General features: G+C 37.7%; 21 protein-coding genes. 8 read left to right on the plus strand and 13 right to left on the minus strand.

Annotated features, from left to right (window positions below):
* Positions 1-45 precede the first annotated feature (45 nt).
* The 3 genes from rpmG to topA all read right to left on the minus strand — a co-directional run bounded on the left by rpmG (position 46) and on the right by topA (position 6,236).
* Entirely contained in the window at positions 46-213 is a 168-nt protein-coding gene (gene rpmG / locus LBE40_RS03365) for a 50S ribosomal protein L33 (protein ID WP_004859894.1), read from the minus strand.
* Positions 214-1,358: 1,145 nt separating this feature from the next.
* Complete coding sequence (gene rnr / locus LBE40_RS03370) at positions 1,359-3,644, minus strand: ribonuclease R (RefSeq protein WP_004859897.1); 2,286 nt, start codon at positions 3,642-3,644, stop codon at positions 1,359-1,361.
* Positions 3,645-3,647: 3 nt separating this feature from the next.
* Positions 3,648-6,236: a type I DNA topoisomerase gene (gene topA, locus LBE40_RS03375; RefSeq protein WP_004859900.1), complete on the minus strand. Its 2,589-nt coding sequence runs from the start codon at positions 6,234-6,236 to the stop codon at positions 3,648-3,650.
* A gap of 265 nt (positions 6,237-6,501) precedes the next feature.
* Between topA and LBE40_RS03380 the strand changes: the two genes are divergently transcribed.
* Positions 6,502-6,708 carry a hypothetical protein gene (locus tag LBE40_RS03380; protein WP_004859901.1) on the plus strand — a complete coding sequence of 69 codons (207 nt, stop codon included), beginning with the start codon at positions 6,502-6,504 and terminating at the stop codon, positions 6,706-6,708.
* Here LBE40_RS03380 and dprA read toward each other — a convergent pair.
* From dprA to LBE40_RS03400, 4 genes are read right to left on the minus strand one after another with little or no spacing between them, the layout of a single operon-like run.
* A complete protein-coding gene (gene dprA / locus LBE40_RS03385) occupies positions 6,638-7,855 on the minus strand; it encodes a DNA-processing protein DprA (RefSeq protein WP_004859904.1) in 1,218 nt (405 codons plus the stop codon). The two genes, LBE40_RS03380 and dprA, sit on opposite strands and share 71 nt — an antisense overlap.
* Positions 7,830-8,462, minus strand: a complete 633-nt coding sequence (gene plsY / locus LBE40_RS03390; protein WP_004859905.1) for a glycerol-3-phosphate 1-O-acyltransferase PlsY — start codon at positions 8,460-8,462, stop codon at positions 7,830-7,832. The genes dprA and plsY overlap by 26 nt, the downstream gene beginning before the upstream one ends.
* Positions 8,463-8,479: 17 nt before the next feature.
* Positions 8,480-9,775 carry a dihydroorotase gene (locus LBE40_RS03395; RefSeq protein ID WP_004859907.1) on the minus strand — a complete coding sequence of 432 codons (1,296 nt, stop codon included), beginning with the start codon at positions 9,773-9,775 and terminating at the stop codon, positions 8,480-8,482.
* On the minus strand, positions 9,772-10,737 hold the full coding sequence (locus tag LBE40_RS03400) for an aspartate carbamoyltransferase catalytic subunit (RefSeq protein ID WP_004859911.1): 966 nt from the start codon (positions 10,735-10,737) through the stop codon (positions 9,772-9,774). Before LBE40_RS03400 ends, LBE40_RS03395 begins: the two co-directional genes overlap by 4 nt.
* 127 nt (positions 10,738-10,864) lie before the next feature.
* Between LBE40_RS03400 and LBE40_RS03405 the strand changes: the two genes are divergently transcribed.
* Positions 10,865-12,493, plus strand: coding sequence for an acyl-CoA dehydrogenase family protein (locus LBE40_RS03405; protein ID WP_004859912.1), 1,629 nt, complete (start codon positions 10,865-10,867; stop codon positions 12,491-12,493).
* Here the strand turns inward: LBE40_RS03405 and ruvX are convergent.
* On the minus strand, positions 12,478-12,957 hold the full coding sequence (gene ruvX / locus LBE40_RS03410; protein WP_004859915.1) for a Holliday junction resolvase RuvX: 480 nt from the start codon (positions 12,955-12,957) through the stop codon (positions 12,478-12,480). The genes LBE40_RS03405 and ruvX overlap by 16 nt on opposite strands.
* A gap of 140 nt (positions 12,958-13,097) precedes the next feature.
* On the opposite strand from ruvX, the gene gatC reads away from it, so the two are divergent.
* Positions 13,098-13,385: an Asp-tRNA(Asn)/Glu-tRNA(Gln) amidotransferase subunit GatC gene (gene gatC, locus LBE40_RS03415; protein WP_004859916.1), complete on the plus strand. Its 288-nt coding sequence runs from the start codon at positions 13,098-13,100 to the stop codon at positions 13,383-13,385.
* Between the two features lie 31 nt (positions 13,386-13,416).
* Complete coding sequence (gatA, locus tag LBE40_RS03420; protein ID WP_004859918.1) at positions 13,417-14,901, plus strand: Asp-tRNA(Asn)/Glu-tRNA(Gln) amidotransferase subunit GatA; 1,485 nt, start codon at positions 13,417-13,419, stop codon at positions 14,899-14,901.
* 91 nt (positions 14,902-14,992) lie between these two features.
* Here gatA and LBE40_RS03425 read toward each other — a convergent pair whose 3' ends face one another.
* The 5 genes from LBE40_RS03425 to LBE40_RS03445 form a co-directional block, all read right to left on the minus strand.
* Complete coding sequence (locus LBE40_RS03425) at positions 14,993-15,703, minus strand: ABC transporter ATP-binding protein (RefSeq protein ID WP_004859920.1); 711 nt, start codon at positions 15,701-15,703, stop codon at positions 14,993-14,995.
* Entirely contained in the window at positions 15,690-16,472 is a 783-nt protein-coding gene (locus LBE40_RS03430) for an ABC transporter ATP-binding protein (protein WP_004859922.1), read from the minus strand. Before LBE40_RS03430 ends, LBE40_RS03425 begins: the two co-directional genes overlap by 14 nt.
* Positions 16,469-17,527 carry a branched-chain amino acid ABC transporter permease gene (locus LBE40_RS03435; RefSeq protein WP_004859923.1) on the minus strand — a complete coding sequence of 353 codons (1,059 nt, stop codon included), beginning with the start codon at positions 17,525-17,527 and terminating at the stop codon, positions 16,469-16,471. Before LBE40_RS03435 ends, LBE40_RS03430 begins: the two co-directional genes overlap by 4 nt.
* Positions 17,527-18,603 carry a branched-chain amino acid ABC transporter permease gene (locus LBE40_RS03440; protein WP_004859925.1) on the minus strand — a complete coding sequence of 359 codons (1,077 nt, stop codon included), beginning with the start codon at positions 18,601-18,603 and terminating at the stop codon, positions 17,527-17,529. Before LBE40_RS03440 ends, LBE40_RS03435 begins: the two co-directional genes overlap by 1 nt.
* A gap of 120 nt (positions 18,604-18,723) precedes the next feature.
* Positions 18,724-19,857, minus strand: coding sequence for an ABC transporter substrate-binding protein (locus LBE40_RS03445; protein ID WP_004859926.1), 1,134 nt, complete (start codon positions 19,855-19,857; stop codon positions 18,724-18,726).
* Between the two features lie 350 nt (positions 19,858-20,207).
* On the opposite strand from LBE40_RS03445, the gene LBE40_RS03450 reads away from it, so the two are divergent.
* From LBE40_RS03450 to LBE40_RS03465, 4 genes are all read left to right on the plus strand, one after another.
* Positions 20,208-20,783 carry a cold-shock protein gene (locus LBE40_RS03450; RefSeq protein ID WP_004859928.1) on the plus strand — a complete coding sequence of 192 codons (576 nt, stop codon included), beginning with the start codon at positions 20,208-20,210 and terminating at the stop codon, positions 20,781-20,783.
* Between the two features lie 218 nt (positions 20,784-21,001).
* Positions 21,002-21,526: a DUF192 domain-containing protein gene (locus LBE40_RS03455; protein ID WP_004859930.1), complete on the plus strand. Its 525-nt coding sequence runs from the start codon at positions 21,002-21,004 to the stop codon at positions 21,524-21,526.
* On the plus strand, positions 21,516-22,289 hold the full coding sequence (locus tag LBE40_RS03460; RefSeq protein ID WP_004859932.1) for an alpha/beta fold hydrolase: 774 nt from the start codon (positions 21,516-21,518) through the stop codon (positions 22,287-22,289). The genes LBE40_RS03455 and LBE40_RS03460 overlap by 11 nt, the downstream gene beginning before the upstream one ends.
* A 387-nt stretch (positions 22,290-22,676) precedes the next feature.
* The gene (locus LBE40_RS03465) at positions 22,677-22,889 is read left to right on the plus strand and encodes a DUF3126 family protein (protein ID WP_040297034.1); all 213 of its coding nucleotides are present in this window, start codon (positions 22,677-22,679) and stop codon (positions 22,887-22,889) included.
* The last annotated feature ends 41 nt before the right edge of the window (positions 22,890-22,930 follow it).

Genomic DNA, 22,930 nt, shown 5'->3' on the forward strand with positions numbered 1-22,930 from the left:
ATTTACCTTTGGTTGCATAATCTAACAGTTAAACGCTGTAGCCCATCATTTAATTTTTGTTTCTTTAAATTCAACGTGTTTTTTTACAACAGGGTCATATTTACGTTTGCTCATTTTTTCTGTCATTGTACGGCTATTTTTCTTTGTCACATAGAAAAAACCAGTATCCGCTGTTGACAAAAGCTTGATCTTAATGGTTGCTGCTTTGGCCATAATTTATGAATCCTATTTATACTGAAAACGATATCATCTTACTATAAAAATCTATTTCCGATGTAACCAGATTTTACGGCAACACTACGGATGTTCTAAGAAAAGTCAAGAGCTGATTAATTTTCTCATGAGTTGTACAAACATCTAAATAATATATAAGCTAAAAAACAAGCTATTTTTACTGAAAAATCAAATGGTTTTAAAATATCTATGGATTGTTCATGATGATTAGCCAATGAGCATCTCCATTCCATAACAAAAAATAAAAAAAGAATGAACAGGGCCCAATTTATACCCTTTGAGGCGCACACTTAGATGTAAAAGACTGATTATATAAAGACTGGCAGATACGCCTCTGAAGAGAAAGAAGTCAAACCATATCAAAAGCCATTGATGTTTTGTTATCTATGGTATCATAAAAGTTTTAACAAAGCCTAAGATAGCACAGCCTATAAGAAAATAACGTCGATCTTTTGCATAATTGCTTATAGCGTTGCTAGGAATTAAAAAAATATGACCAAATGCGAGAATTGCCATAAAGTGTGCAATCTCATTTTCATTATATATGATAATAGATAGACTAAAGGGTATTATAAGGGTTAATGCTCCTATTTGGATAGCACCGTTAAACGAGTACTGTCGGTCCTTGATCTTGTTGGAACATGGAAAAGATAGGGAACAAATAATGTATGTTGGTTATCTTCAAATTCTGGACTTAATTTCCGAGTCGCGAGATTGGTATAGCAGCAAGTACAATAAGGACGTAGTTCGTGATAAAAGGTATAAATTTTTTGTACCCATGCCTAATGTTATTCCAACGGTATAAATAATTGTGATGGTTACAATGATTGCATCACAAAACATTATTTTGAGGGTTCAAAACTTTTTTATCACAAGGATGACTGAGTTGTACCTTCGTTCGTTCATTTGGAAAAGTGGATTTAAAATGAAAGAAATACAAATCTATCCTTTGCAGATTTTCTCATTCATGTAATGTAAAGAATTCTTCCAGATTTTTATAGGGTTGTTATTGATAATAATAACAACATACGTAATAAAGAAGGGTAGTTTTATACATAGAAAAATACAGATAAAGTGTATTTTAGGTCATATCTTGCTTTTAAATTATCGCTTATTGTGTATTTTTAGTTAATATTTTTTCCATAAAAAGCATGTTTACGTTTTTTTGTTATAAATTTACTTTTATGGTAGGATGTAGATGGAAAGGGTATTGGGCGAGGTTCTGTTAACAGCTCAAAGCATACAGCACCAGCAAAAGGCTGTACTGTTATAAGCTTTACCTCTACTATATCACTCAGTTGATAGCCTTTATGACTGCGTTTCCCTACAAGAATATGTTGAACTTCATCAAAATAATAATAATCATTTTTAAGTGTAGAAATATGCACAAAACCATCTGTGTTGAGTTTATCAAGAGAGATAAAAAGACCTGCTTTTGTTACTCCGGAAATACGCCCTGTAAAAGTACGTCCGATTTTATTCGTTAAATAGTGAGCGACAAGTCGATCAATGGTTTCTCTTTCAGCTGTCATTGCACGGCGCTCATATAAAGAAATTTGTGTAGCTATTTCTGCAAGATTTTGTTCTTGTGTCTCGGTTAGTTGGTCATGCCCTAGTTTTAGGGCTTTAATGAGTGCGCGATGAATAATAAGATCCGCATAACGACGGATCGGTGATGTAAAATGTGTATAGTTACGTAAGTTCAAACCAAAATGGCCGATATTTTTAGGATTATATTCTGCTTGAGATTGTGCGCGTAAAATAACCTGATTGATCAATTCTTGTTGCTGACTATTCATGACTTTTGCTAAAATGCCATTAAAGCGTGCTGATGTAAGCTCTGAACTTCGAGAGAGTGCTATCCCAAGACTTTGAAGAAAAGTTCGCAGGACTTCTTGTTTTGCAGGAGAAGGCTTGTCATGGATACGATAGATAAAGGGTTGATGATGTTCTTTTAATGTTTCAGAAGCTGCAATATTTGCTTGTATCATGAATTCTTCAATCAAACGATGTGCTTCTAGATGTGGTTCACTTACCACATCTTTGATGCACCCATTTTGATCAAGAATAATCTTTTTTTCTGCTATTTCTAATTCCAGCGGCTGTCGACGATTGCGTGCAATTTTGAGACACCCATAAGCTTGCCATAAGGGCTGCAAGACACTCTTGATAAGAGGAGCACTTTTTTCATTTATTTTTCCTTCAATGGCTTGTTGTACTTCTTGATAAGAGAGTTTAGCTACTACACGTATCATAATACGATGAAAACTATGTTTTAGTTTCTTGCCATTTGCATCAAAAATCATGCGAACAGCCAAAGCAGGTCTTTCTTTTCCTTCACGTAGAGAACATAAATTATTAGAAATGCGTTCTGGCAACATTGGCACAACGTGATCAGGAAAATAAACAGAGTTTCCCCGTTTTAATGCTTCTTTATCTAAAGCACTTCCCGTTTTGATATAGTAAGAAACATCTGCAATTGCGACGATAATAATCCAACCACCGCTGTTTGCAGGATCTTTATCTTTTGCTGCATAAACGGCATCATCATGATCTTTGGCATCTGGTGGATCAATTGTAACTAGAGGTAATTGCCGCCAATCTTCGCGATTTTCTATGCTAGCAGGTTTTATGTTTTTTACTTGCTCCAAAACATCTTCAGAAAAAGTATAAGGAATCCCTTTTGAAAGAAGAGCAATCATTGACAGTGTTTTTTCACTTCCAATATGCCCTAAAACATTCTTTATTTGTGCGCTTTTTAGTCCATAACCAGTATTTTTTTTAATTTCAACTTCAACAAGATTTCCAGATTCTATCTTCATTTTTGAAGATACGTCAGAGGTATCAAGAATCAGTTCATTTGTTTTGCGATCTATAGGCTCCAGCCGCCATTGGTCAGTGTTTAATTTTCGTACCACTCCAAATGTGCTCCTTGGAGATATATCAATTTTACGAATAATTCGTCCTGTATAAGGAATGTTTTGAGGCGTTTTATTTCGAAAAATTTTTACAAGAATATGATCTCCAACACCAACGCTCGCCCCTTTTATGCGATGAAAAGGGCGTATTTCAATATTTGGTTTTGGATCCTCTTTCCATTCAAGAGGTTGTGCAATAAAATTTCCATCTTCATCGCGCCCACTAATTTTGACTAAAGCAACCGGTGATAATTTTGCTTTTTTGATTGCCTTTTTACACTGTTTTGATATGAGGTTTTGATCCTTTAGCTCACGCAATATATCTCTTAACCAGATACGAGAATCGCCTTTTAAGTTAAATGCTTTAGCGATTTCACGTTTACTTGATTGGTCAGGATTCTCATGAATAAAGGAAAGTATTTCCGCTTTGTTAGGCAGTTGTTCCATATTCACTGATTGGAAATATTTTGTTTTTTTTTCGCCTTTAGCCAAAATTTATGTCTCTTTTCTTTTGGAATAAGCTCTTTTGGTGGTTACTTTTTTACTGGAAGCTTTACCGGTTATTTTTTTACTAGATGCTTTAGCCGATATAAGTTCTAATGCTTCTGAAAGTGTTACACTAATTGGTTCTTTATCTTTTGGCAATGTTGCATTAATTTTACCCCAATTAACATACGGGCCATAACGCCCATCGCGTATAGTTACAGTCCCTCCATCTGGGTGATCTCCTAATGTTGCAAGGGTTGCGGATGCTGTTCTATTTCGCGTTTTTTTATTTTCTTGTTTTTCGGCAAGTACTGTAACAGCGCGATTGATGCCAATATCAAAAACTTCATCTGCATGAAGAAGGGGAGCTGATTTGCTATCATGACTAAGGTAAGGGCCATAGCGTCCAATTGTGGCTGTAATTATTTTACCTGTTTCTGGATGTGTTCCAATTTCACGCGGTAGTGATAGTAGGGCCAAGGCTTTATCAAGAGTTATATTTTCTGTTTGCCATTCTTTTGGTAGCCCTGCACGCTTCACTTCTTTGCTTTCACCAAGTTGAATATAGGGGCCAAAACGACCATTGCGAAGAGAGATTTCTTTTCCTGTTTTAGGCTCTACACCAAGTATAACAGGTTCATCATTACGCATGGCTTCATTCTCTTCTCCTGTATCTGTTCCAAGTTGGTGTGTGTATTTGCATTCTGGATAGTTAGAACAGCCAACAAATGCACCATAACGCCCAAGTTTTAAGGACAATTGGCCGTTTTTACAGAGAGGACAAGAACGTATATCACTTCCGTCTTCACGTACAGGAAAAGCGAGAGGAGCTAATGTCACGTTTAAAACGTCAAGGACATTAGTGATACGTAGTTCTTTGATACTGGTAATAGACGTGTTAAATCCATCCCAAAAATCGCGCATTACATCTTTCCAAGAAAGTTTTCCATCCGATATAAGATCCAGTTTTTCCTCAAGATCAGCTGTGAAACCATATTCTACATAGCGATTAAAAAAATTTTCAAGAAAGGCTGTAACAATACGTCCTTTAGCATCAGGAATAAGCTTTCGTTTATCAATTACAATATATCCACGATCACAAAGTGTGGAAAGTGTAGATGCATAGGTTGAAGGACGTCCAATTCCTAGCTCTTCCAGTTTTTTAATTAAGGAAGCTTCAGAATAACGGGGAGGTGGTTCTGTGGTATGTTGTACAGATTCAACTTTTTCTTTTGTAAGTGTTTCACTAGTGTTTATTTGTGGCAAACGTGTTGCTTCATTTTCTTCACTATTTTCTTCCTCTCGTTGATCAGTGTAGACAGAAATAAAACCATCAAAACGAATAATAGAACCTGTTGCACGTAGATTTGCGCAGTTTTGTCCTTGCTGTGCTTTAATTTCAACAGTTGTGCGTTCAATTTCAGCAGAACGCATTTGGCTGGCAATGGCACGCTTCCATATCAACTCATAAAGCTTTGCCTGATCACTGTCGAGAAAATTGCGTACTTGATTGGGAATGCGTTGAAAATCTGTTGGGCGTATAGCTTCATGTGCTTCCTGTGCATTCTTTGCTTTTGTTGAATAAAAACGCGGTTTTTCAGGAACATAGTCACTACCAAAGGATTCATGAATGACTTTTCGTGCTGAATCAATCGCTTCCGGTGCTATTTGCACACCATCGGTACGCATATAGGTAATAAGTCCAGCCATTTCACCATTAATTTCAATACCTTCATAGAGTTTTTGAGCAATTTGCATGGTGCGAGAGGCTGAGAATCCTAGTTTTGAAGAAGCTGCTTGCTGTAAAGTGGATGTTGTAAACGGAGGAGAAGGATTTCTCTTTGTGGGTTTTGCTTCAACACTAAGTGTATGATATTTTGCTTCTTCCAACATAAGGCGAATTTGATCTGCTTGTTCTTGAGATTGAATGTCGAGTTTACCAATCTTTTTTTGATTAAACATTGTTAATCTTGCTTGAAAACTATCATTTCGGATGGTTTTTAAGTCTGTTGTAATGGACCAATAATCTTCTTTGACAAAATGCTCTATTTCTGATTCACGATCACAAATAATACGTAAAGCAACCGATTGAACACGACCAGCCGAACGTGCACCGGGAAGTTTACGCCATAAAACAGGTGAGAGCGTAAAACCTACAAGATAATCAAGAGCACGACGTGCAAGGTAGGCATCTACAAGTGATGTATCAATATCACGTGGATTGTTCATAGCATCAAGCACAGATTTTTTGGTGATGGCATTGAACACAACGCGTTTTACAGGTTTATCTTTTAAAACTTTTTTTTGACGAAGAATATCCAGAATGTGCCAAGAAATAGCTTCCCCTTCACGATCAGGGTCCGTTGCTAAGATGAGGCTATCGGCTTCTTTGACTGCTTTTGCTATTTCATTCAAACGCTTAGCAGCAGCAGAATCTATATCCCATTTCATAGAAAAATCTTGATCAGGTAGAACAGAACCATCTTTTGCAGACAAATCACGAACATGTCCGAATGATGCCACTACTTTATATTGAGATCCAAGATATTTATTAATTGTTTTTGCTTTTGCTGGAGATTCAACGATAACGATATTCATAATTTTACCCGAATGTTGAAATAAAAATTTTCCTTATAAACTCCTTTCACGTGAATAGCTAATGGCAATTGGTTAAGAGCACATAAAAAAATATTAGTCATATAAAAAACATTAATATTGTACAACTTGTGATTGTTATTATTAAAAGATACCCTATATAGAATTACACGATTTATTTTCCACTGTTAATACAAAAACATACGGCGAAATACTAAGATAACGTCTATTGAGAGGTAGGAGGGGAAATGCTCAAGGATAGAGGATTATGTTTATAAATAATTTAAAAGTTATCCAATATATTACAGATATGTCAAAACAAATGAATCAGATGGCGCGTCAGGCGCGTAGTCCACTTTTAGCATTGCTTTTGGATATGGTTGCCAAAGAAGGGCAAAGTATTATTAATAGTGCTGAGGCTCTTGGAGAAGATCCAAATGCGACAATGACACATAACCACCAGAGTGTCGAGTAAGTTTTCCAGCAAGCTCGAGCTCCACTAACAAGAGGTAGAGGTTTGGAAGTGAAACACCTGAATGGGCGCTGAGTGTGTCTAAGTCTATTGGAGTTGTTGAAAGAGCGGAGAGTACAGCTGCGCGTTCTGCGTCATTTCCAACCGAAGAGAGGCTATTGTTTTTTTCATCAGGTGAGCTAAAACGGTCTTCCTTTTCAAATTGTAAAGAGGCTGGTTCTTCAAAAAAATTGAGTTGGGAATTTTTGGGCGTTGGAGCTAATGGTGTAAGCGTTTCTATGATGTCAGAAGGATGGGTGGTGAGCAGGGCACCTTCCTTGATGAGATTGTTTGTACCAACAGACCTTGGATCAAGTGGAGAACCGGGAATGGCGAAAGTCAAACGTCCCATTTCAGCAGCTTGGCGTGCGGTAATTAAGGAGCCTGACCGTAGAGCGGCTTCTACGACCAAGAGTCCAAGTGATAGCCCTGCAATAATACGGTTTCTTCTCGGAAAGTCGATAGCACGCGGTTTCCAAGCAATGGGCATTTCACTGATAATTGCTCCACCGTTACTGATAATATCTTCATGCAGTTTTTTGTTTTCAGGAGGATAGATGTGATCAATTCCACCAGCCATTACTGCAACTGTGCCTGTTAATAGACTTGCTTGATGTGCAATACTATCAATGCCACGCGCTAATCCAGAAATTGTTGTAAAGCCAGATTCCCCAAGAAAATTTGCAAATTGAGCGGTGAGCTTTTTGCCGGCTGCTGAGGCATTTCGAGATCCAACAATTCCAACAGAAGGTTTCTGAAAAACCAAAATATTGCCTTTTATGGCAATAAGCGGTGGAGATGCTTCTGTTACCTTAAGAAAAGCTGGATAATCTGGTTCTCCTATACCAACAAAGCGAATACCTAATCTTTCGGCTTCTCGCATTTCTTTCTCTGCATCTTCTATCGTTGTGATTCGAATAGATGTAGAAAGACCACCTTTTCTACTAAGCTCGGGAAGCGCTGCCAAAGCATTTTCTGCCGTTTTATAATGATCAATAAGATTGCGAAAACTCACTGCTCCAATATTTTCACTACGCAACAACCGTAACCAATTTAAACGTTGACGATCAGTGAGCAGGATTCCTTTATTTATCCCCGTTTTGAGTCCCAATCTTACTTTCTTTCCCAACTAATAATCTACCGATATTTGCGTAATGCTTTATATACACAAACATGCTCATCACAATCAGTATAAAAAAGAAATAAGGATTGCAAAAATAAAAAACAAATATCGCAGTTATAACAACAGCAACGAGTGCAGATAATGAAGAATAGCGTGTGAGTAGAAAAATCGCCATCCAAACAACAATAAAAACAATTGCTGCTGGCCAGTAGACCCCTAAACACACACCAAGATAGGTAGCAACGCCTTTGCCACCTTTAAATTTCAACCATATAGGAAAAAGATGTCCCAAAAAGGCAAAAAAACCAGCTAGAGAAACAATGATGCTGTTTTCTGTTGGGGCACTTAAAAATTTTATGATAAGAATAATAACAGTTCCCTTTAACATATCGCAAAGAAGCGTGAGAGCCGCAACTTTTTTATTTCCTGTTCGTAGAACATTGGTAGCTCCAATATTTCCAGAACCAATTGTTCTGACATCGCCAAGTTTCGCTAATCGCGTAAAAAGAAAACCAAAAGGGATTGATCCCATAAGATAGGACATTAGAAATATAAACCATGTAGTGAACTGTAAAAGTGTCTCACCTTCATTCATTAAAAATCTCATTAAGTTTATTGATCAAGTTTAAAAATTGATTGTCCTTTAACAAAAGTTTGAACAACACGTCCTTGGAAGCGTGCATTCTCAAAAGGTGTATTTTTTGAGCGTGAATACAGCCTCTCTGTAGAAACGACCCATGGCTCCTCAAGATCAACCAAAATAAGATCTGCATGAACACCTTTTTTGAGTGTTCCTGCATTAAGTCCAAAGAGTTTTGCAGGTGTGGTTGATAAAAGTTCCGTTAATCGTAGAAGGGATATACTTTCATCATGGTAAAGGCGTAAAGCGGCACTCAATAAGGTTTCCATACCAATGGCGCCTGCGGCCGCATCGTGAAATGGTAAACGTTTTTTGTCAATACTCTGGGGATCATGGGAAGAGACGATAATGTCTACTGTTCCATCTTTTATTGCTTCAATCATTGCCATACGATCTTCTTCTGTACGTAGTGGGGGGATAAGACGGAAAGAGGTACGGTATTCACCGATGTCATTTTCATTAAGAGATAAGTGATTAATAGATACGCCGGCTGAAATCTTCTCACTTCGTTGCTTTGCTAAGTGAAGTGCGTCAACAGATAATTTTGTCGATATTTGTGCAGCATGATAACGTGTTTGTGTTAATGCCGCTAGGCGCAAATCTCTTTCGAGTGGGATGACTTCTGCTTCGCGAGGTATTCCAGAAAGACCAAGCCAACTCGCTAGTAGACTTTCATTGATAACACCTTTTCCTGTAAGGTCCTTATCTTGCGTTTCATGCATCAATGGAACATCGAAGTCACGTGCGTAAGTCATTGCACGACGCATAACAGATGAATTTTGAAGTGTTTTTTTCCCTTCACTAAAAGCAACCACTCCTGCTTCTTTGAGTAAGCCAAATTCGGTTATTTCTTGTCCGTTGAAACCTTGCGTGATTGCAGCAACGGGATAAATATTGACCGATGACATTTCTTGTGCTGTACGCGTAATGAATTCAACAAGGGCTATATTATCAATGACTGGATTTGTGTCCGGCATCATAAGGAAGGAAGTAATACCACCTGCTGCTGCTGATTGACTTGCTGATGCAATTGTTTCAAGGTGTTCATTTCCTGGTTCTCCAACAAAAACGAGAGCATCAACAAGTCCGGGTAGAATTGCTTTATTTTGTGCGTTAATAATCTTTGCCCCATCGGGAATTCCCTGATTCAAGGCTTCTTTTCCAGCAACTGTAATTAGTCCATTTTCAACAATAACTGTGCCAATTTCGTCGATTGTGCGTGAAGGATCAATAATGCGGGCGTTTTGAAAGACAATTGGCCTTGTCATATTTTATCTCCACTTGCTCTGAGGCGTGAATCTAATAAAGCTTCCATGACAGCCATACGCACAGCGATTCCCATTTCTACTTGTGTATGAATCATACTTTGTGGTCCATCGGCTATATCAGATGCGATCTCTACACCACGGTTTATTGGACCAGGATGCAGAATAATGCAATCATTTTTAGCGTAGGCTAAATTTTCTTTATGTAAGCCAAAATAATGAAAATATTCACGAATGGAGGGAATAAAGGAACCTGTCATACGTTCATGTTGTAAGCGTAGCATCATAATGACATCGGCACCTTTAAGGCCTTCTTTCATTGTGTTAAAAACCTCAACGCTCATATCAGCGATTCCTGTAGGCAAGAGTGTTGAAGGAGCGACAGCACGAACTCGAGCTCCCAAAGCATTGAGACTGAGGATATTGGAACGCGCAACACGTGAGTGCAAAATATCTCCACAAATTGCAACGGTTAATCCTTCAATATGACCTTTTGTTTTTTTTATGGTCAAAGCATCTAATAAAGCCTGTGTTGGATGTTCATGGGCACCATCACCTGCATTAATAACACAACAATTCACTTTTTGTGCTAACAAAGCGGCTGCTCCCGCACTACTATGGCGAATGACGAGTATATCTGGTTTCATCGCATTGAGAGTTGTGGCAGTATCAATCAATGTTTCCCCTTTTTTTACAGATGAATTGCCAATGGCCATACTCATCACATCTGCTCCTAACCGTTTTCCGGCTAATTCGAAAGAAGATCGTGTTCGCGTAGAAGCTTCAAAGAAGAGATTAATTTGGGTACGCCCAAATAACAGAGATTTTGTTTTATCAATTTTTTGAGAAAAGGTAACATACGCATCTGCACGATCAAGTAGTGTGGTAAGGTCTTGTATACTTAATCCTTTAATGCCTAAAAGATGTTGGTGGGGGAAAAGGGGGAAAAAAGTGTTTTGAGTCATAGCATTCTTTTTTATCTCTCTCTAAACAGATTAAACAAGCATTTGTTTGAATATAATAAATGTTTTTTTAACTGCAAAACGACAAATAGTCTATGATATGAATGATTTGAATAATAGGAATATGCCTATGAGTGCTGTGTCTACGCAAAATGTTCGCCGAAAAAATGCGTTTCTTAGTGATACGCTTATGTTTCGTATTGCTTCTACTTTGCCTAAGTTTTTATTAACAAGTTTTGAAGAAATAGGAGATTTTGTAGCGAGTCGTGAAGCGTGGGAGCATTCCTTTTTGGCGAATCGTTATCGGCCAGTATTGCGCTATAATGACGAATGGGGACTGCCAACAGAAAAATTAGAGATACATTCCTCTTATCAAGCTCTTCAACAGTATTCTAGACAAGCTGGTCTTGTCACATCGCTTTGGGAAAATACTTCTTCAGAAAATGGGGTGCGCTATCAAGCGCGTGCTATCCGCTTGGCTTTATCTGCTAGTTTAGAAACAGGACATTTGAATGAGGTTATTATAACAAGTGCTGCTATTGCAGTCTTAATTAGTGATATGGAGCTCTTCAAAAAATGGCAAAATGTACTCTTATCACGTCAATATGATTTATCATCTAAGCCGGTTAATAGTAAAAAGGCTGCTTCACTTACTTTTGCTTTTGATGATGTTGAACAACGCGAAAAATATTCTTTCAATTTTCCAAGTGTTAAGAAAATTTCTTTTGATGAAAAAATAGGGCGTGATCTGTATCGTTTAAATGTTGTAAAAACCAATGTTATTAACCCTATAGTTGATGGATATCTTGTGAGTGCAGAGTTAGATGGTCATTTAAGCTGCTTTTTCGTTCCCCGTATACAAGAAAATGGTGCATTAAATGGTATCATATCAGTGCGTCATTTGGTGCAGCGTTCTGGAGAATCTTTAACGCCAGAGGGAGTTGTCGGTTTTCAAGGTAGTTATGGTTGGCTTTTGGGAAATGTTGGAGAGGGAATTAAAGTCATTAAGGATATCGAAACAATGATGCGTTTTGATCAATCTGTTGTATCGGCAGGTGTTCTGCGGGCAGCCCTTCAATTTGGTATAGATTTTTTTCGGCAAAAAATGCCAGATCAGGCTTTACCACCACTGACAGAACGTATTTTTGCAGATATTGCACTGGATATTGCAGCTGCACAAGCATTGGTTTTACGTTTAGCGCGAGCATTTGATAACGCTGCAAATGATCGCTCTGAAGCAGCTTTTGCGCGAATCATGACGCCTATTATTTCTTATCACGTAAGCCAATTAGTTATTCCTATTATTGGTGAAATTATTGCACAGCTTGGCATTGAAAGCTTTGTAGAGGGTAATCCATTATCGCAAATGTTGTGTAATGGCCCTGCACGAATTGTGAGAAATAGTTCTTCTAATCAATTGGTAAAGGATGCAATTCTCATTGCTGAAAAAGCACCAGGATTGTTCCAAAAACTGTTAGAAAAAATTGCTCTTGATATTGGTCCAGCAGGACCACGAGCCATTGAGATTATTAAGTCTGCTGTAGAGATGGTATCGACAAACGAGGGAGCCGGAAGATTTTTTGTTGAACAAGTGGCCTATGCAGCGGCAGCAGCAGCGTTACGTTCTACTGACATAGAGCATGTTGCAAATGCTTATATGGAAAGCCGCCTTGGAGGACAATGGAGATCCTCTTATGGAATGCTCATTGCACGATATAATGCTGGACATTTGTTAAATGTTCTTTATCCTTCTATATGATGAAGGCTTTGTATTCTGTTAAGAGCGCCTTGTAATATGAAAGCGGCGGCAGCCGAATCAATACGGGTTGCTCTTTTAGCACGCGATACATCCATTTCTAGAAGAAAACGTTCTGCGGCAATTGTCGATAAACGTTCGTCCCAAAAAACAAATGGGATTTCTGTATGTGCTTCCATATTGCTCACAAAAGTTTTGGTTGCTTGAGCACGAGGACCGCTGCTGCCATTCATGTTAAGAGGTAAGCCAATGATAACAGCTCCAACGTTTTCACGATTAAAAATCTGTATAAGCGCATGAGCATCTAGCGTAAATTTTTTTCGTTGAAGTACAGGACGCGGATTTGAAAAAGTTAGTCCCATATCAGAAACCGCAATTCCGACAGTTTTTGTGCCTAAATCTAAGCCTGCTATTGTTTGCCTAGGTAAGAGATGTGTAATAACTTCATTTATGTTAATAATGGTCATGAGGTTTATAATTTAGATCTTTTCGTGTTTCAGGTTCATAGTTATATTCTTTATTTGCGTTATCAATACTCTTGCGCTTGCAAATGCAGCCTTGTATAGCCGATAAATGAATATCAAAATAAAAAGCAGAAAGGCATAGTATGTCTGTTGATCAAGAAACCGTCAAGCGGATAGCACATTTAGCACGTATTGCTGTTCATGACGATGAAGCAGAGCGTATGACAAAAGAACTCAATGTCATTTTAGGTTTTGTAGAACAATTGAATGAAGTCGATGTCAGTCGTGTTAAACCATTAACCTCAGTGATGCCAATGACACTACGAATGCGTGAAGATAGTATCACAGATGGTGATAAAGTCGCAGATATCGTAGCAAATGCACCTGTTACGGAGGAAAACTTCTTTCTTGTCTCAAAAATCATTGAGTAATTTTTTATATTTTAAAAACTTGAGAACCAATATGACGGATTTAACAACTTTCACAATTGCACAAGCTCGTGATGCTCTCATAAAGAAAGAGTTCAAAGCAACTGAATTAACAGAAGCTTATTTAAAAGCGGTTGAATTGGCGAATCCAACTTTGAACGCTTATGTGGTAATAACAGCAGAACAAGCAAGAAAAATGGCTACTGAATCAGATAGCCGTTTAGCTAGAGGGCAGGGGAGGATTTTAGAAGGAATCCCTTTGGGAATTAAGGATCTTTTTGCGACACAAGGTGTTCATACACAAGCCTGTTCACACATCCTTGATGGTTTTAAGCCGCATTATGAATCAACCGTAACTGCTAATTTATGGCAAGATGGAGCCGTTATGTTAGGTAAGCTTAATATGGATGAGTTTGCTATGGGGTCCTCCAATGAAACGTCATATTATGGTCCAGTTGTTAGCCCATGGAGAAAAAAGGGTTCTCATGAAAAGCTCGTACCTGGTGGTTCTTCAGGTGGTTCTGCAGCTGCTGTTGCAGCACGGATTTGTGCTGGCGCAACAGCAACAGATACAGGTGGTTCAATACGTCAACCAGCGGCATTTACTGGGACGGTAGGGATTAAACCAACTTATGGACGTTGTTCACGGTGGGGAACCATCGCTTTTGCCTCATCACTTGATCAAGCTGGGCCTATCGGGCGAGATGTTCGTGATTGTGCTATTTTACTTCAATCAATGGCTTCTTTTGATGAAAAAGATTCTACTTCCGTGAATTTGCCCGTTCCTGATTATGAAAGTTATCTTGGTCAATCAATCAAAGGAATGAAAATTGGTATTCCGAAAGAATACCATCTGGAAGGAATGTCTCCTGAAATTGTCGAACTTTGGCAAAAAGGAATGAGTTGGCTAAAAGAAGCAGGTGCTGAAATTAAAGATATTTCGTTACCACATACAAAATATGCCTTGCCTGCTTATTATATTGTTGCTCCTGCAGAAGCATCTTCTAACTTAGCACGCTATGATGGTGTTCGTTTTGGTCTCCGTGAACCGGGAAAAGATATCATTGAAATGTATGAGAAAACTCGTTCAGTTGGTTTTGGAGATGAAGTCAAACGGCGTATTTTGATTGGTACTTATGTTCTCTCATCAGGTTATTATGATGCTTATTATCTTAGAGCTCAGAAAGTACGAACATTAGTGAAGCATGATTTTGATCAGTGTTTTGCTTCTGGCGTTGATGCTATCCTCACACCCGCAACACCAACACCAGCTTTTGGCATCGCTGATGAAAAAATAAAACATGATACTGTAGCAATGTATCTCAATGATATTTTTACTGTACCAGTTAATATGGCAGGTTTACCAGGAATATCTATTCCTGCTGGTCTCTCATCAAATGGTTTGCCACTAGGATTGCAATTGATTGGTAAACCTTTTGCTGAAGAAGTTATTTTTCAGATAGCACACATTATAGAACAAGCAGCGGGGACATTTAACTCTGAAAAATGGTGGGTATAATAAAGAAAATCTTCATCAAAAAAGCATTTCTCTAACAGAGAGATGCTTCAGAGGAGAATGAGCCTATTGTTTTTTTAACATTGTGTAGTTTTTATCCACCAAGATATGCTTCTTTAACACGTGGATCAGAAAGCATAGCTTTACCTTCACCATGAAATAAAATATGCCCTACTTCTAGAATATAAGCATAGTCAGCAATAGAAAGTGCAGCAAATGCATTTTGTTCAATAAGAAGAACAGTTTTTCCCATATCATTAATTTTTCGGATAATCAAAAAAAGTTCCTTTACAAGAAGCGGTGCTAAACCCAGAGAGGGTTCATCTAATATTATCATGTCAGGATTACTCATAAGTGCACGGCCTACAGCAAGCATTTGTTGTTCACCACCTGACATTGTTCCTCCCAATTGTTTTGCTCTTTCACGTAAGCGGGGAAAAAGATCGAATATCCATTCGATATCACGGGCAATCCTTAGTTTATCATGACATATATAGGCACCTAAACGTAAATTTTCTAAAACAGTAAAATGCGGCATAATGCGCCGTCCTTCAGGACTTAGAGCAATCCCCAACCGCAAGATTTTTTCCGGTGATTTTTTAACAATTGATTCGCCTTTATAGATAATCTCTCCATAAACAGATCGATTAAGTCCTGTAATGGAACGTACAATGCTGCTTTTTCCTGCTCCATTGGCACCAATTAAAGTTACTATACTTCCCTTCTTTATAGACATAGAAAGATTTTGGATAGCTTTAATGGCGCCATAATGAACGTGAAGATTTTTGATTTTAAGAATATCCATAGACATCTCCGCCAAGATAAGCTTCAATAACTTTAGGGTTGTTACGAATTTCATCTGGTGTACCATTGGCTATGCAACAGCCATACTCCATTACCCAAATATATTGACAAAGCCCCATAACAACTTTCATATCGTGTTCAATAAGCAGAATAGTAAGATCGAAGTCTTTTTGCACTTTTGCTATGAATTTTCTAAGATCTTCACTTTCCTGTGGATTCATTCCAGCAGCAGGTTCATCAAGAAGAAGTAATTTGGGCTTTGTTGCTAGAGCACGCGCAATTTCCAGACGACGTTGTACACCATAGGGCAGAGTCATTGCGGATTGATTAGCAATATGATCAAGTTGTAACCGTTCAAGAAGTTCCATTGAATTTTTATGAATTTCTCTTTTTTCTTTCAGTGCTTTTGGAAAAAACAAAGCTGAAGAAAACCATGGATATTTTTGTCTGACGTGAGCTCCCACCATAACATTTTGCAAGACCGTTAATCCTGAAAACAGGCGAATATTTTGAAATGTTCGTGCAATATGACGCCTGCAGATAATGTAAGGAGGAGCTCCAGAAACTTTTTCCTCATCAAAAAGAATTGTTCCACTTGTGGGGGTATAAAATCCTGAAATCATGTTAAAAACAGTTGTTTTTCCAGCACCATTTGGACCAATTAATCCAGTAATGGTTCCACGTTTGATTGCCATATTAATGTTATTTACAGCAATCAACCCACCAAAACGCATCACGATATTATTGAGTGAAAGGATGGTGTCGTTCATAGTTTTCCCTCACTATTAGGGAACTTCTTGCGTGTTAAAAAGCAATAAATCCCATTCCATGAGAATTCACGTTGTCCCAACAATCCTTTTCGCCAAAATAAGATAATCATTAACAATAAAAGAGAAAAAACAACCATGCGGAGTCCTGGTATCCCTGGAATATGTATAAAACCTAAGTCAAGCGGACTTTCAATAATGCGAAGCCATTCAAGCATGACTGTAATAATAATGCTACCAATAATACTACCTGTAATTGAACCAAGACCACCCGCAACCACAATCATCAAAATATTAAAGGTTAGGAGAAAGTTAAACATTTTTGGATCAATCGTTGAAATAAGAGCAGCCATCAATGCTCCTCCTATACCGGCAAAAAATGCACCAACAGCAAAGGAAAAGTTACGGTAAAAAAAAGCGTTAATCCCCATCGTTTTTGCGGCTATTTCATCATCACGAATAGCACGCAATACGTTACCAGTATTGCTTCGCAGTAAGAGAATAATGAAGATGACTGTAAATGCTAACCAACCATAGTTCCACCATAATGTCGCATTTTGAGGTATTCCTTTGATCCCCAAAGAACCATTTGTTAGGGATGTAGTGTTCGTAATAACAATTCGAATAATTTCTGCAAAACCTAATGTTGCAATTCCAAGATAATCACCACCAAGACGTAACACTGGAAGAGCAATCAATAAACCTACGATTGCAGCACACAGACCACTTATAACAACAGCCACAAAAAAAGGTAATTGCAAATAATGCAGTGGCTCAATTATAGGTTCGAGAATCCACATCATTTCTTTTTGTTCCGGGGAAAGAAGTAAAATTGCACATACATAAGCACCAATGGCTATGAAGCCAGCATGCCCAAGAGAAAACATACCTGTGAAGCCATAAATTAAATTAAGCGAAATTGCTAATATCGCATTAATAGCAATAAGATTAATAACACGAAGTGTATAGTCGTTAAAATGGTTGTTTGCATAAAATAAAAAACCAATAAAAATGAAGATACTGGCACATGACAGAAAAGTTGTAGCTGATTTTGCCATTAAATTTTCTCCTGACTTTTTTTGCCCATTAAACCAGTAGGCATTACCAATAAAATCAGAATCAATAAAATAAAAGCGAAGGCATCTCGATATCCAGATAAAGCAGGAAAGAATGCAATAATCATAATTTCAATAAATCCTAGTAATAAGCCACCTAACATCGCTCCTGGAATTGAGCCAATACCTCCGATAACGGCTGCAATAAATGCTTTGAGTCCAGGAAGAACGCCCATATAAGGTTGAATTTGAGGGTAGCGCAGAGACCACATGATGCCCGCAATAGCAGCAAGTGCTGAGCCTATCCCAAATGTGAGTGCAATGACTTTATTGACGGAAACACCCATCAAACGCGTCGTTTCAATATCATATGAAATTGCACGCATAGCGAGACCAGGCTTTGTTTTATGGATAATCCATAGCAATAATACAATCAGAAAAAACGACACAGTAGGAACAATCAGGGACATAGGAGTAATTCTAATGATTCCTTCGGAGTTTTGTCCTACATGCCATAGAATCGGCTTTACAAGAAAATCTGGCTGCTTTACCCCTTTGGGGACACCACTAAAGAGTACGGTAGCAAGATTTTCAATAAAAAAGGAAACCCCTATTGCACCAATAAGTGCTGAGATACGTGGAGCATGACGCAGAGGTCTATAGGCAAATTGGTCAACAGTAACACCTACTGCACTTGTGATAAAAACTGAAAAACAAATAGCTAAAATCCAAATTGGTGTAAAATCTTGTGGAGCAACTTTAAAATAATAAATGAACCCTAGAGCAAGAATTAAAAAAATAGCCATCCAATAAATTGGAGGCCGTTTTTTAAACCCTATAAATACCAAATAATAAATAAGAACGGCTAGTAATACAAGAAGGATAGCGCCCCAAGCAGGCATAAAGCTAATTGTGGAAAAGAAAACGAAATACGCTCCCAGCATAAAAATATCACCGTGAGCAAAATTAATGAGTCTCAGGATACCATAAACCATGGTGTAACCAATAGCGATAAGCCCGTAAAGTGACCCTAATGCCAGTGCATTAAAAAAATACTGGATGAACATTTCAGTGCTCATCTCTTGTCCTTCCACATTTGTTAATTCATACAAAATGAAACATGAAGCCTTTAGACTTTTAGTTGAGAAAAAAATCCTCAATTACTTTTTGCATTTTTATGAGTAAAACTTCCTAATTTTTTAAAAAGCAGGTTTAACTTCATCCAAATAGACACGTTTCCCACTCTTTATTTCAATTATACCGATAGGAATTTTAGGATTATGGTTTTCATCCATAGACATAGCACCAAAAGGTGTTTGAAAATCTTTTAATCTGCTAAGTTCTAAAGTGATCTTTTCACGATCATCACTACCAGCATTTTCAATAGCTTTCATGAACATCATATAACTTGTATATCCTAAAACAGAATTGATATTTGGCTCCTTATCAGGATAGGTTGCATACCACTCATTTGTGAATTCTTGTGCAGCTGCTGATATGTTTGGCATATCTACACTGTAGGGAAGTGTTGTATGTAAGAAACCTTCTGCAGCCTTTCCTGCGATTGTAGTAGTTTCTGGATTATCCATAGCATCTCCACCCATAATCCGAAACTTTGCACCTAACTCACGCGCTTGTTTCATGATGATAGCACCTTCGGAAAAATAGGAGGGAATAAATAGAATATCTGGTTTTTGCGCTATAATCTGTGTGAGAACAGCTGAAAAATCCTGATCTCCGGAATTATAGTTTAAGTTTGAGATAACTTCACCACCTAATTTTTTAAAAGCGCGTGCAAAATAACTTGCGAGGCCAATCGCGTAATCGCTTGATATATCTTTGAGGATAGCTGCCTTTTTTGCATGTAAAGTTTGAGTTATATAGGTTGCAATTCCTATGCCTTGATAGGAGTCAATAAAGCAAGCACGAAAATAATATTTTTTTCCTTGTGTAACAAGTGGACTTGTTGAGGAAGTTGCAATAGCTGGAGTTTTTTCTTTTTCAGATATTTCTCCACCAGCCAACGAGAGTGAAGAGCCATAACTACCAATGATTCCGCTAACTTTTTCACTAGCAGTTAAGCGCATAACAGCGTTAGCTGCTTCTACTTTATCGGATTTATTATCAATAATAATGAGTTCTACTTTACGTCCCAGTATTTCTGGGACTTTTTTATGTGCCAGCTGTATACCTCTCATTTCAAGCTGACCTCCAAATGCATTTTGTCCACTTAACGGAAGGTAAACACCAATTTTAATAGGCTCACTCGCGCAAACATTCGCTACAAACGCTGTTACAGCAGCGAGTGTAGTAAGTATTTTCCTTAATTGCATTGTACACCTGCCTTAGTTTAGTTGTGGATTTTTATCGTAACTCTCAGTTCTTCTTATATTGAACTTCCTCATCATGCAAGCTTCATCATGTAAGCTATAGGTTATGCAAATATCGCTATGTGAAAAACCTTAGTTATACTACCTCTTGTAAGACGCGTGTTGTGAGATAGTTGAAACAGACGATAAAACATTTTTGTAAATATTCAGGTTTATGGAGTGATATTAACATAAGAGATGCGACAATATGGGGAAATCTTATCTTGGGGCTTGCGTGTTGATACAAGAGCAATGTTTACTTAAAAGCAGAGAATCAATATCGTATAATTAGACCTACAGGATCACATTTTATTATGACGAGTAAGGATGCATTAAAGGATTATTCCCTGTCTGAAGACAGTTTAGGTGCTTGTGGTGAAATTATTGAAATTAGCGGTGTCATTAAGTGGTTTGATGGTAGTAAGGGGTATGGGTTTATTATACCTGATTTACCTGGTTTTCCTGATATATTATTGCATGTTACGGTGATGCGGAGGGATGGGTTTCAAACAGCTCTGGAGGGTGCTAAAGTTGTCTGTGCTGTGGAAAAAACTGAGCGAGGGTTAAAGTGTGTTCAGGTGAAGTCTATAGATTGTTCCTCAGCGATTCATCCGTCAGAAATTCCGGCTCGTACACATGTTGTTGTTACTCCAGAAAGTGGTTTAGAGCGCGCAATTGTCAAGTGGTTTAATCGCGATAAAGGATTTGGTTTTTTAAGCCGTGGGCAGGGAACAGAAGATATTTTTATCCATATGGAAACATTGCGCCGTTTTGGTCTAGCAGAGCTTCGCTCTGGACAAGTTGTTCTTGTGCGTTTTGGTAAAGGTGAAAAGGGTTTGATGACAGCGGAAATTTATCCTGATATAGGGATTCCGTTTGCTACGCATTGATATTTCACTCTTAGAAGTTATATAGACGGTCCCTTTGTTTTTTACGAGAGATGCCGTGGCGCGAACGTAAATAGCTATAAAGCTGACACGTACAAAAGAAAATATATCTGTAAAGCCATAAATCAAATGAGGTGCATTGCGAACTTATTCTTTTATTTTGTAAATTCTGATGTTTTTTATACAATAAAATTAAAGAATTATATGTGGTGGTGATAAAAATGTTAAAGCCTTTTAAAAGAGGGTGCGTTGTTGTATTAGCGCTGTTTTGTATGTTAGAGTTGAGTGTAGCTTTAGCAAAGAAACCCATGGAGCTTCCTCTTCATCCTGTTCCTTTAAGGATACAGACAAAGCAAGGGACGGTCTCTTATAGGGTAGAGATTGCTTTTACGCAATCTCAAGCGGCAGCTGGTTTAATGTATCGTACTGATTTTCCGCGTAATCACGCAATGCTCTTTAGGCAGCAGGAAAGTAAGAAATTAAAGGACAAGCAGAAATTTTTCATGTGGATGGCAAATACGCCTTTATCCTTAGATATGATTTTTTTAAACGCTGAGGGAGTTATTGTATCTATTGTCGAAAAAACTTCTCCATTTTCAACGGATATTATTTCATCAGTAGTTCCTGCAACTTTTGCACTTGAAGTTAACGCTGGTGAAGTTTCTGAAAAACAAATAGAGAAGGGACAACGTGTTATTCATCCTGCTATTTGTGGAAAGTGCGAAGGCGTAAATAATGACGGCTGAAGATATTCGTTTTTTTGAATATGACGCTTTGCGCTTTGCATACCGAGAAGAAGGGCAAGGAACGCCTATTTTGTTAATTCATGGTTTTGGTTCTTCCGCACGTGTAAATTGGTATTCAACGGGTTGGTTTCGCACCCTTACTGAAGCGGGATATCGTGTTATTGCTCTTGATAATCGCGGACATGGAGATTCAGTTAAAAGTTACGACCCTTCTTTTTATACGCCTCAAGCTATGGCTAGCGATGCGGTGAGATTGTTGCAACATTTGGAATTATCTAAAGTGCATGTCATGGGATATTCTATGGGAGCTCGAATTAGTGCATTTATGGCTCTTTTGTATCCAACATATGTACACAGTGTTATTTTTGGTGGCTTAGGTATTGGTATGGTAACAGGAGCAGGGGATTGGGAACCTGTTGCTGAGGCTCTTTTAGCAGAAGATATTTCTACCATTACCAATCCACGTGGTTTGATGTTCCGTAAATTTGCAGATCAAACTAAAAGCGATAGGCGTGCTCTGGCTGCTTGTATTATCACATCAAAACAGGAATTAACAGCATCTGAGGTTTATAAAATTAAACAACCTGCACTTGTTGCTGTTGGTTCATTAGATGAAATTGGTGGTGAAGCAGAACCATTAGCGGCTTTGTTGCCCTATGGCGAAGCATTACTAATTCCTAATCGAGATCATATGTTTGCTGTGGGAGATAAAGTCTATAAAAAAGGAGTTATCGATTTTCTTTCTCGTTATCCTATCATATGATGAATTATTCATAAGTTTGAGAGTTTGTGAATAATTTAATATGTTTTATATCGAGTAAGGCAGAAAGTTTATTCAGATGATCAATGCTTCGTCAAAATATGCTTATATGTGCGGGTACTAAAATTGAGAATAAGGTGGAAATCATTAAAAATTTACGGTTTTCTAACCGTTTTTTTGTTTTTGAATCTATACGAATATATTTAACAATGATAGACCCTGTTAGGAAGGTTCTTCAGTAAATGTGTCAAGATAGTTCTGTTTTGGGTATAGGTAATACATATAAATGAATATTGAAACTAAGATTTTTTACTTCTTTACAGAATCATAGGAGTACCTTATTTGCTGCCCAAGAATTAATTTAAAAATCTCAAAAGACAGGAGAGCATGGTGGATGCTGATGAAATAAAAAAACTTGATAGTTATTTTAAAAACATATTCCGAAATTCAGCATTGCAAGTGAAAACACGGCCTAAAAAGGATGATTCTTGTGAGGTTTATATTGGGGATGAGTTTTTAGGTATTATCTATCGAGATGAAGATGAAAATGAACTATCATATAATTTCTCAATGGCCATATTAGATATTGATTTAGAAAATTGATTCGTTATAAATAATTGAATGAAATCTTTCTTCATCAATAA

Origin of the sequence: Bartonella taylorii, from assembly GCF_023920105.1 — a bacterium.
In the GTDB taxonomy this organism is placed as follows: Bacteria; Pseudomonadota; Alphaproteobacteria; order Rhizobiales; family Rhizobiaceae; genus Bartonella; species Bartonella taylorii.

Bases quoted from the DNA above. Each gene is read 5' to 3' on its own strand.
- rpmG (WP_004859894.1), bottom strand. From the start codon at position 213: ATGGCCAAAGCAGCAACCATTAAGATCAAGCTTTTGTCAACAGCGGAT.
- topA (WP_004859900.1), bottom strand. From the start codon at position 6,236: ATGAATATCGTTATCGTTGAATCTCCAGCAAAAGCAAAAACAATTAAT.
- LBE40_RS03380 (WP_004859901.1), top strand. From the start codon at position 6,502: ATGTTTATAAATAATTTAAAAGTTATCCAATATATTACAGATATGTCA.
- plsY (WP_004859905.1), bottom strand. From the start codon at position 8,462: ATGAATGAAGGTGAGACACTTTTACAGTTCACTACATGGTTTATATTT.
- LBE40_RS03395 (WP_004859907.1), bottom strand. From the start codon at position 9,775: ATGACAAGGCCAATTGTCTTTCAAAACGCCCGCATTATTGATCCTTCA.
- LBE40_RS03400 (WP_004859911.1), bottom strand. From the start codon at position 10,737: ATGACTCAAAACACTTTTTTCCCCCTTTTCCCCCACCAACATCTTTTA.
- LBE40_RS03405 (WP_004859912.1), top strand. From the start codon at position 10,865: ATGAGTGCTGTGTCTACGCAAAATGTTCGCCGAAAAAATGCGTTTCTT.
- ruvX (WP_004859915.1), bottom strand. From the start codon at position 12,957: ATGACCATTATTAACATAAATGAAGTTATTACACATCTCTTACCTAGG.
- gatC (WP_004859916.1), top strand. From the start codon at position 13,098: ATGTCTGTTGATCAAGAAACCGTCAAGCGGATAGCACATTTAGCACGT.
- gatA (WP_004859918.1), top strand. From the start codon at position 13,417: ATGACGGATTTAACAACTTTCACAATTGCACAAGCTCGTGATGCTCTC.
- LBE40_RS03425 (WP_004859920.1), bottom strand. From the start codon at position 15,703: ATGGATATTCTTAAAATCAAAAATCTTCACGTTCATTATGGCGCCATT.
- LBE40_RS03430 (WP_004859922.1), bottom strand. From the start codon at position 16,472: ATGAACGACACCATCCTTTCACTCAATAATATCGTGATGCGTTTTGGT.
- LBE40_RS03435 (WP_004859923.1), bottom strand. From the start codon at position 17,527: ATGGCAAAATCAGCTACAACTTTTCTGTCATGTGCCAGTATCTTCATT.
- LBE40_RS03440 (WP_004859925.1), bottom strand. From the start codon at position 18,603: ATGAGCACTGAAATGTTCATCCAGTATTTTTTTAATGCACTGGCATTA.
- LBE40_RS03445 (WP_004859926.1), bottom strand. From the start codon at position 19,857: ATGCAATTAAGGAAAATACTTACTACACTCGCTGCTGTAACAGCGTTT.
- LBE40_RS03450 (WP_004859928.1), top strand. From the start codon at position 20,208: ATGACGAGTAAGGATGCATTAAAGGATTATTCCCTGTCTGAAGACAGT.
- LBE40_RS03455 (WP_004859930.1), top strand. From the start codon at position 21,002: ATGTTAAAGCCTTTTAAAAGAGGGTGCGTTGTTGTATTAGCGCTGTTT.
- LBE40_RS03460 (WP_004859932.1), top strand. From the start codon at position 21,516: ATGACGGCTGAAGATATTCGTTTTTTTGAATATGACGCTTTGCGCTTT.